Here is a 1161-nt window from a genome sequence, read left to right as displayed (position 1 = left end):
GACGGCACCACCCACTTCGGCCTGGTGCTGAACGCCGACGACCCGCCGGCCTGCACCCAGGGGTACGGCACGGCACCCCGAAGACAAGGAACCGAGAACTGATGCGCAACAACCGAACCCACAGTGAATACTCCGCCGAGGGGATCCAGTGACCGAACCGAACGTCCAGTCGAGTTCTGTGATTTCTCCGCGCCAGGCCGGAGGGCTCGCCGCCGTTGGCTTCCTCGCATTTTCCGAAGTCACCAGCGGAATGTTGCAGTCGTGGTACATACCACTCATACCGAAAATCGGACAGAGGCTCGACGTCAACCCCGCACAACTCAACTGGGTCTTGGCGGCATACCTACTTTCGACCGTCATCTGCGTCCCATTACTGGCCAAACTGGGTGACAAATACGGTCATCGTCGCATGGTAATGGTTGTGCTCGGCTCCGTAGCCCTCGGAACGATCCTGACAGCAACTGCCCCATCCTTCGGAATCTTCTTGTTGGGCAGGGCCATCCAAGGAACGCTGGGCGCACTACTTCCTCTCGAGCTTGCAATTCTCCGAGAACGCGCGGGTGCCAGTTCAGGACGCGCAATCGGAATTCTCGTGGGGTGTCTTGGCGGCAGAACACCTTCTCGAAGTTGGTGAAGAAGATTCGTTCGCAGACACCACTCGAACACGTCGCGAAGACTGCCGTCTCCGACATGCTTACCGCGATCCCCACCGTCGAACTGCCCTTCGAGGTCGACGATCCGCGCCTGAGCGACTGGCAGTCGATCATCACCAGTGAGCGTGCGACTCCCGTTGCCACCGAACTCGATTCCCTCGCCGCCCTGAACTACACGGGCGGAACGACGGGAATGCCCAAGGGTTGTGAGCACACTCAGCGTCACATGGTTTACACCGCGGCCACCGCGACGCTTGCCGGTGGTGACCAGGTGGGTGCCAATCCGCCGGTATCTCTGGTGTTTCTGCCGATCTTCTGGATCGCGGGTGAGGACTTCGGCATTCTGGTTCCGCTCGTCAACGGCGGAACCGTTGTCCTGCTGAATCGTTGGGATGCGGAGACCACGCTCGACGCGGTCGAGACCTACGGTGTGACGACGAACTCGCGCCCGCCCTCGCCAAGGCTCTGCAGAGCGGGCGGCCGTCCTGTGTGGAGGTGCACGTGAGTC

General features: G+C 61.1%; 2 protein-coding genes. Both read left to right on the top strand.

What is annotated here, in order from left to right:
* Nucleotides 1-148: 148 nt before the first annotated feature.
* Nucleotides 149-634, top strand: a complete 486-nt coding sequence (locus ABT116_RS48665) for an MFS transporter (protein ID WP_351647979.1) — start codon at nucleotides 149-151, stop codon at nucleotides 632-634.
* Nucleotides 631-1158 carry an AMP-binding protein gene (locus ABT116_RS48660; RefSeq protein ID WP_351647981.1) on the top strand — a complete coding sequence of 176 codons (528 nt, stop codon included), beginning with the start codon at nucleotides 631-633 and terminating at the stop codon, nucleotides 1156-1158. Before ABT116_RS48665 ends, ABT116_RS48660 begins: the two co-directional genes overlap by 4 nt.
* Nucleotides 1159-1161: the final 3 nt, after the last annotated feature.

The sequence above is a fragment of the Streptomyces sp. NPDC002130 genome (assembly GCF_040296465.1).
Lineage (GTDB): Bacteria > Actinomycetota > Actinomycetes > Streptomycetales > Streptomycetaceae > Streptomyces.
This window is presented reverse-complemented; position numbering and strand designations above follow the sequence as displayed.